Source organism: Nostoc sp. FACHB-888 (assembly GCF_014696655.1).
In the GTDB taxonomy this organism is placed as follows: Bacteria; Cyanobacteriota; Cyanobacteriia; order Cyanobacteriales; family Nostocaceae; genus Nostoc.
Genome location: NZ_JACJQM010000199.1, coordinates 1 through 7,355 on the forward strand (window position 1 = coordinate 1; position 7,355 = coordinate 7,355).

At 45.5% G+C, this 7,355-nt stretch carries 7 protein-coding genes; all 7 read right to left on the bottom strand.

The window, feature by feature from the left end; genetic code table 11:
• A partial coding sequence (locus tag H6G26_RS36415) for a GMC family oxidoreductase N-terminal domain-containing protein (RefSeq protein ID WP_190736296.1) occupies nt 1–1,355 on the bottom strand: 1,355 nt, incomplete at its 3' end.
• A gap of 220 nt (nt 1,356–1,575) precedes the next feature.
• A complete protein-coding gene (locus H6G26_RS36420; RefSeq protein ID WP_190736297.1) occupies nt 1,576–2,481 on the bottom strand; it encodes an alpha/beta fold hydrolase in 906 nt (301 codons plus the stop codon).
• A 36-nt stretch (nt 2,482–2,517) separates the two neighbouring features.
• Nucleotides 2,518–3,054, bottom strand: a complete 537-nt coding sequence (locus H6G26_RS36425; protein ID WP_190736299.1) for a DsbA family protein — start codon at nt 3,052–3,054, stop codon at nt 2,518–2,520.
• Between the two features lie 210 nt (nt 3,055–3,264).
• On the bottom strand, nt 3,265–3,894 hold the full coding sequence (locus tag H6G26_RS36430) for a response regulator transcription factor (RefSeq protein WP_190736301.1): 630 nt from the start codon (nt 3,892–3,894) through the stop codon (nt 3,265–3,267).
• Complete coding sequence (locus tag H6G26_RS43335; RefSeq protein ID WP_242054190.1) at nt 3,891–4,085, bottom strand: hypothetical protein; 195 nt, start codon at nt 4,083–4,085, stop codon at nt 3,891–3,893. The genes H6G26_RS36430 and H6G26_RS43335 overlap by 4 nt, the downstream gene beginning before the upstream one ends.
• Before the next feature lie 3 nt (nt 4,086–4,088).
• Entirely contained in the window at nt 4,089–6,641 is a 2,553-nt protein-coding gene (locus H6G26_RS36435; RefSeq protein ID WP_242054192.1) for a PAS domain-containing protein, read from the bottom strand.
• 207 nt (nt 6,642–6,848) lie between these two features.
• A partial coding sequence (locus tag H6G26_RS36440) for a hypothetical protein (RefSeq protein ID WP_190736303.1) occupies nt 6,849–7,355 on the bottom strand: 507 nt, incomplete at its 5' end.

The window sequence follows — 7,355 nt, forward strand, 5'->3', positions numbered from 1 at the left end:
CCCATTTTGCAAGTGCCGACCGGATGATACACCGTATCACAAGCTTCTCGGACGTAAGCAACGAGTGCTGCATCACTCTGCTTATCGGCACCAGGAGCGATTTCTTCACCGCGCAACTCATTAAAGGCACTTGCACCGAACAAGTTACGGAGTAATTTAATCCCTGCTACTAGCTTTTGCACATCAGCTTCACTTTGGAGATAGTTCATTTGAATCATCGGTGCGTCTTTGGGGTCGGGGGAACGCAAACTGACACTGCCAATGTTTTGAGGATGAGGCAAACAGACGAAACTTGTGAATCCCAAACCAGAGTGGGCATAACCAGGCGGCACTAACACAACGGGGCCGAAGAGAAACTGTAAATCTGGCGCAGCATCCAGATTACCCTCAGTATGCAAAAACAAGCCAGCTTCAGCGATACTACTGGTGCTTGCCGTGTGTAAATCCTGAGCTGCCTCGTGTGCCACGGACACAACAGGGTGATCTTGGAGGTTTTGACCAACACCCGGCAAATCAGCCACTACCGGAATTCCCAAGGCTTGCAGGTGTTTTGCATCACCAATACCGGAAAGCATCAGCAGCTTGGGCGAATCGAACGCACCAGCACTTAAAATCACTTCGGAGTTGACCCTAACCTGGTGCAGCGTGCTTTCGTGCAGGTATTCTACCCCAATAGTGCGGGTGCCTTCAAACAGCAATCGAGTGACCAACGCTCCTGTCGTTACCGTCAAATTGGGACGCTGGAGAATGGGTAGCAAAAAGGCAGCGGCGGCACTATGGCGATTACCATCCTTAATGGTCAACTGATAGAGTCCTGCCCCTAACTGCTGCATCCCATTAACATCAGGATTATGGTCATATCCTAGTGCCACCGCCGCGTCTACAAAGCGTTGAGATACTTCGGTAGGTGCAATGTGATCGGTAACACTTAACTCCCCATCGATCCCGTGAAACTCGGATGCGCCTCGCTGCTGGTTTTCTGATTTCTTGAAATAGGGCAAAACATTCTGATAACTCCAACCGGGATTTCCCAATGACTGCCAGTGGTCATAATCGTGAGGATTACCTCGCAAATAAATCATAAAATTAATCGAACTGCTGCCCCCCAGAACTTTGCCACGGGGACAAAAGATTTTGCGGTTATTTAGGTAGGGTTCTGGTTGGGAGAAATATGCCCAGTCCACCTCAGAACCCAGAAGACTGAGACATTGCGCCGGGATGTGAATCTCTGGTTTCGTATTGGGGTTACCCGCTTCGAGTAGTAACACAGTTGTGTCGCTGTCTTCTGTCAGACGGTTGGCGACAACGCATCCTGCCGAACCTGCACCAATCACAATGTAGTCGTAGTGAGTCATAAAATTCTCTTCCTCTATTGCCTGGAATGGATTTGCTATGTTCTCGTAGCACCGGAGGGTAGGGTTCCAGGCGGGCCAAGGGTTTCATCGCCCATCTCGGCAAAAATGTGTGCAAGCCGCGTCATGTCCAGGGTTTCTGTCTCATCCCGCATCCCCATTTCTGTAATTTACAAAGGTGCGATCGCTCCGCACCATCGCCTGCTTTGTAGGTCGAGTTCTGTCATCTCTGTTTCAAATATTTCTCGAACCAGTTCAACGCAGTTGTACTGGCAATCTCAAAGCCCTCTCCCTGGAAACCGTCAAAGTGTCCGCCCTTCAAGATTGTGAGAGACTTAGGCTCCATCGCACGCGCATGGACATCGGCGGTTAAATCGGCAGGTGAAAGAAAGTCCTTTTCACCCGTAATCAGGCATAGCGGCGTGGGAAAAATCGCCTCGATGTGAGGAGCCGGTTCGTAATAAAGGCAGTGTTCAATCGATTCAAAGGAGATTCGATTCTCCCATCTCCCTTCACTTGCGCTTTTGTTCGATTCAACCCAATTGAATGCGTCAGGTGTTGCAAGGAAACTGGGTTCACCAGGCAAAGCAACCAAAGGAAGGTAACTTACTTCTTTTGTTTGATACCGTTTTATCCGGTCTTGTAAAACCATCTTCGTGAGTTCTTCCAGTTGAAGTGGGGAGGCCACTCGGCGGGAGATGAGAAACGCATTCACCGCAGGCATCTGTGCTACGATCGCTTTCACGCGTGGATCAAATGCAGCCAGATGCAGCGCGTGACCGCCGCTATAAGAAAAACCCCACAGACCTATGCGCTCAGGGTCAACTTCGCTTTGTAGTTGAGTCCAGGTGATAGCATTACGAAAGTCTTCATGCTGCTCTGTAGGAAGCATTTGCCCACGCGGTTCTCCCTCACTAGCACCAAGGTAGCGATAATCGAACAGCGAAACGACAAACCCAGCTTGAGCGAATTTCTCGGCAAACTGCGGTAAACCCATTTCTTTGGTCAAGCCAATTCCATGAGCCATGACAATGGCCGGACAGCGCTCGCCAGATGCGACTTGATCCGGAGTGTAAAAGGTGACGGAACACTTTAGACCTTTACTTTCAAAACTGGTTCTTCTTTGCATAGCTGCTTACCCTCTCTTTTTTAAAGACCAGGAACATTAATGACTTGCAGTAACGATAGCTGCCATCAACTGCTCAATGTTCCAGCGACTGGTATATCGAATTCCATTAATAAATAAAGCTGGGGCAGCCGTTACTCCACTGTGTAATCCACTTTTTATATCTTGATTAATGCGAGCTATATGTATTTGACTGGATATATCTTGCAGAAATTGGGGAATATCAAGTCCTAAATTATTGGCATACTCCACAAGATCGCCGTTTCCTAACGCTTGTTGATGGGTGAACAAAATGTCGTGCATCTGCCAAAACTGACCTTGGGTGGCTGCTGCTTGGGCTGCTTCAGCTGCACGTTGAGCATAAAAATGTATTTGCGGCTGTGGAAAGTGGCGAAATACAAAACACAAGTCATTGACCTGTTGCTGGATTGCCTTGATTAATTGGTGAGTTTCGCCACAAGTAGAACACTGGTAGTCACCATATTGGACGAGTGTCACTGAAGTGCTTACCAATCCCTGAATATGATCTTGTTCTGAAATCGGCACAAGCAACCGATTATAATCGCCGAGACTCATGAAAGCACCTTTAAGGAAAGGAGTGCAGCAGGTAAAGACAGATGATTGCTATGAAACCTTTTTCAAAATTGGATAGATTGATTTGGCTCTGTTATCTGTTGCATAAACTCAATTTAGAGGGTTCACTCGATTTTGTCGCTGAGAAAAACTTCAGTTGATAAGCTGACAATTTAGACAGCTTATTAGCTGATAAATTTGACAGGTATGACGCTACAAGCTAACAATACCCCGCCTTAATGCAACGATCACAGCCTGAGTGCGATCCTCCACGCCCAGCTTACTCAAAATATGATTAATATGAAAATTGACAGTGCGTTCAGTAATATATAGAGCTTTGCTAATGGCTTGGGTACCCTTGCCAGTTGTAATGAGTTGAAGCACCTCTAACTCGCGATCGCTCAATTCTGGACTTGCCATGCGCTCTAAAAGTTTGGCACCGACGTGGGGTGGAATGTGCTTGTGTCCTTTGTGAACGGCGCGAATTGCAAAGAGCAATTCTTCTGGTTCAGCATCCTTGAGTAAATACCCTTTAGCCCCTGCCCGCAATCCCTGATAAATATCTTCATCGCCCTCGTAAGTTGTCAATACGATAATCCGAGCAGCAGGAAACTCGGTGCAGATGGCAGTAATCGCAGCGACTCCATCCATCTGGGGCATTCGTAAGTCCATCAAAGTTACATCTGGCTGTTTTTGACGAAAGACAGCGAGTGCCTCCTGACCATTCCCAGCTTGTCCAACAACTTGGATATCTGGCGCTTCTTCCAACATTGCAACCAAACCCTGACGTACAACGGGGTGATCGTCTACAACCAGAACACGAATGGCATTAAGTTGACTCATGATGGTTTTTCCTGCTGATTCACGGACACCGCAACTTCTGTTCCTTGTCCAAGGGCACTGTGGATCTGAATCTGTGCCCCAATAATCTCGGCACGTTCTGCCATGCCTAATAAACCAAAGCCATTGTGACTAGAATCTCGATCAATTGCAAATCCCTGTCCATCGTCCTTAATTCGTAATATGCATTGCATGGACTAATAGATTAGTTCAACGCGAATTTTAGTTGCTTTGGCATACTTAAGAGCATTCGTCAATGCTTCCTGTCCAATCCTCAGCAGATTATTCTCCACCTCAGAGGGTAGCGGATAGGGAATGCCGATGGCTTCACAGATAATGGTTGTACCAGTGGATAATTCTAGCTGACTTGTGAGGTGTTTGAAAGCGCTGAGTAAATCACTATTTTCTAACAAGTAGGGACGGCGTAGTGCCTCTACAGAGCGGCGTGCTTCTGAGAGTCCAGTTTGGGCTAAGTTCTGGACTTGAGCTAGGTGAGCCTGAGCTTTTTGAGGGTCTAATGTTATCTTGTTCGCAGCAGTTCTAGCGTGAATGATAACACCCGTGAATGACTGCGCTAGTGTATCGTGAATTTCTCGCGCCATGCGATTGCGTTCTTCCAGAATTGAGGCTTCTTCGGCGCGTTTGCGTTCACGCAGTGCTGCGTTGTGCAGTTCGCTAATATCAAGAATCACACCCAACATTCGCACAGGCTGTCCGGCTGCGTTATAAATGCCTCGACCTCTGCCAACTAACCAGTGAATATTACCATTCGGGTAGATGACTCGATATTCCGCTTCAAAATCTGTATGAGTTGCAAGAGCTGCTGTAACAGCTTGCTCGACCCGATGAATATCTTCTGGGTGAACGCGATCGCGCCATGCCTGATAGCTACTCTCAACTTCACCGGGTACTAACCCGAGCAATCGAGCGTGGTTATCGTTCCAATGTGTTGTATTATCAACGATACTCCAGTTCCAACTGCCAATATGGGTGAAATCCATCGTCAGCCTGCGTTGCTCTTCACTTTGGCGCAGGGCGTTTTCAACTTGCTGACGCTCTTTAATCTCCTGAGAAAGGAGCAAAGTCCGCTCAGTTACTTGTTGCTCCAACGTTTGGTGGTAATCGGCTAACAGTTTCTCTGCTTGTTTACGCTCGGTGATATCTTGAAAAGCTGCGATCGCATAAGCTACATTGCCCTGTTCATCAAAGATAGGAGTTCCCCACACCTCAACTGGAACTATTACACTGTTTTGGTGAATTTCGAGATCGTTAACTGTGGTGCATTCGCCGCTCAATGCCCGGATAGCTGGTAGTTTCTCAGTTGGATAGTTTTGATCTGTTCCCGCCAGATAAAATTGATAAACCTCTGGGATTTGCTCCGGAGCCACAGAAGGATCAATCCCTTTACCCATTAGCTGAATTCCCCGTTGATTGACGTAGTAAATGCGACCCGCCGCATCTAATACTCCAATTCCTATCGGAACCGCTTCTAAAAACTGTTTCATTCTACTTTCGCTCTTCCGTAGCTTTGAGTAGAGTTTGGCATTTTCAATCGCGATCGCTGCCTGAGATGATAACAGATTTAATATCTGCGATCTCTGTAGTGTAAATGCTCCAGCCGCTAATTTGTTTTCTAGATACAACATCCCCACTAGCTTACCTTGATTCAGCAGAGGCAAACATAAAATTGATTGAATTTGATTGTGTTGAATATATGGCTCATGAATAAAATTACCTTCATGAGTAGCATCATTTAAAATGACACATTCATTAGTACGAATAACATAATTAATAATTGATTCAGGTAGATGATTTGCAGTTGGAATAGATTGCAGTAATTGTGTAGTATAGACATTCTCACCCTCCTTGAGTTCACCAGATGCTTCAATCACCCATTTTCCTGAGTTTTCTAAAATTAGAAAACCTGTTTGTGCGCCAGCATTTTCGATTAATATCTTCATCAAAGAACTGAGTAACTTATCCAGTTCGATTTCACTCGAAATCGCAAGGGAAGCTTTCATCACTGCCGCTAAGTCGAAAGTAATGGGTGAGTGATTAGAGGTAGTTCCAGAATTTTTATGATTTGGCGAAGCCGCATCCGACGATTGAGGAAATAGCTGTGGATAGCGAGTTTCTAAATCTCTTACTTTCGCAGTTGCTCCCCACCGTTCATAGCAGTAGTGAGCTTCTTTCATGTAGGTTTGGGCAAACTTTTTTCTACCACGAGATAGGTAAAATTTGGCAGCTAACTCGTATGCTAATGCTTCTTCTTGAAAATACTCGTTGTCTCTAGCACCAAGAATTGCTTGTTCATAGAACTCTTCTGCTTCAAACCACTGACCCAAAACTCGCGCTTTCTCTGCCTGTAGCAAATGATATTTATGCAAATAATTCATGGGCGCGTAATGTGCCCATTGTTTCATTTTTTCCAGACTTTCCGTAATTTTTTCCAGGCTTTCTATTTGTGTTTGAGCACTGCTTTCGGAATAGGTTACAAGCTTTACCAGAGAAGTATAAAGGTAGTACAGAGGGAGGAGAGGTGACGCTGTGGCGCAGGCCAAATAACGTTCCGCTACGATTAAGGCTTCAAAGGCCCGAGTGTACTCAGAAAATAGATAGCATAGGATAAGTTTGTTGAAATAGACAACAAAGATACCATTTCCATCATTAACTGCTCCATGCTCTGGCAATTCGTTCTCCTCGTTGTAGGATTCGCCAATTAAACGGGATGGATTGGCTGAACGTCCCATCAAATTTAAAACAGATTGCTGAAATACTCAGGGCGGCCGCATCATGTCAATAAGACTAGACTATTCTCAATAGACGTAAAAATAATCTCGTTAAACCCTGCTTATTGACAAAGATTTTAGCGATCACTTTGAGCCTTGGAAAATAAATCAAGCCAGAAATACTGATTTTTTCGTTGATTCTCAATTTCAGTAGTCACTACGTATACTTTAGATGCGTTCGCCCTGCTGAAATACTTGATTTAAAGTGAGTGCCACTCCTTGTTTGAACTGACGCATTACTTCACTGTATTCTGCCATCTCACGATTAGCTTCTATGAGTTCCTTTCCGATGACGAAGGATTGCATACAGTAATTATGAGCGCAATAGGCGGCAAACTCTATATCTCCAGTTTCTAGTGCGCTTTGATAGCCTTCTAGTAACGGCGGCAATGAAACTCTTCCATGTTCTTTCCAGGGGATGACGAAGGTATTTACGACCATCAATGTTCTAGCTCTGAATACATGAGTAGGAAGTTGTGTTAACAGACTCAAAGCCACCTGTCCAAATTGGTAACCAGACTCAATGTCTTTGACCGTTCCGCAAAGAACTAACCCTAAGTTGGCATACGCAAAGGGAGACTCATAGGCATTGCCATATTGGATGGACAAGTTGACTTGTTTAAATACAAGTAGAGCCATCAAAGCAGGAGCAGTACTATAAGCAGCAATCATGAC

Bases quoted from the DNA above. Each gene is read 5' to 3' on its own strand.
- H6G26_RS36420 (WP_190736297.1), bottom strand. From the start codon at position 2,481: ATGCAAAGAAGAACCAGTTTTGAAAGTAAAGGTCTAAAGTGTTCCGTC.
- H6G26_RS36425 (WP_190736299.1), bottom strand. From the start codon at position 3,054: ATGAGTCTCGGCGATTATAATCGGTTGCTTGTGCCGATTTCAGAACAA.
- H6G26_RS36430 (WP_190736301.1), bottom strand. From the start codon at position 3,894: ATGAGTCAACTTAATGCCATTCGTGTTCTGGTTGTAGACGATCACCCC.
- H6G26_RS43335 (WP_242054190.1), bottom strand. From the start codon at position 4,085: ATGCAATGCATATTACGAATTAAGGACGATGGACAGGGATTTGCAATT.
- H6G26_RS36435 (WP_242054192.1), bottom strand. From the start codon at position 6,641: ATGGGACGTTCAGCCAATCCATCCCGTTTAATTGGCGAATCCTACAAC.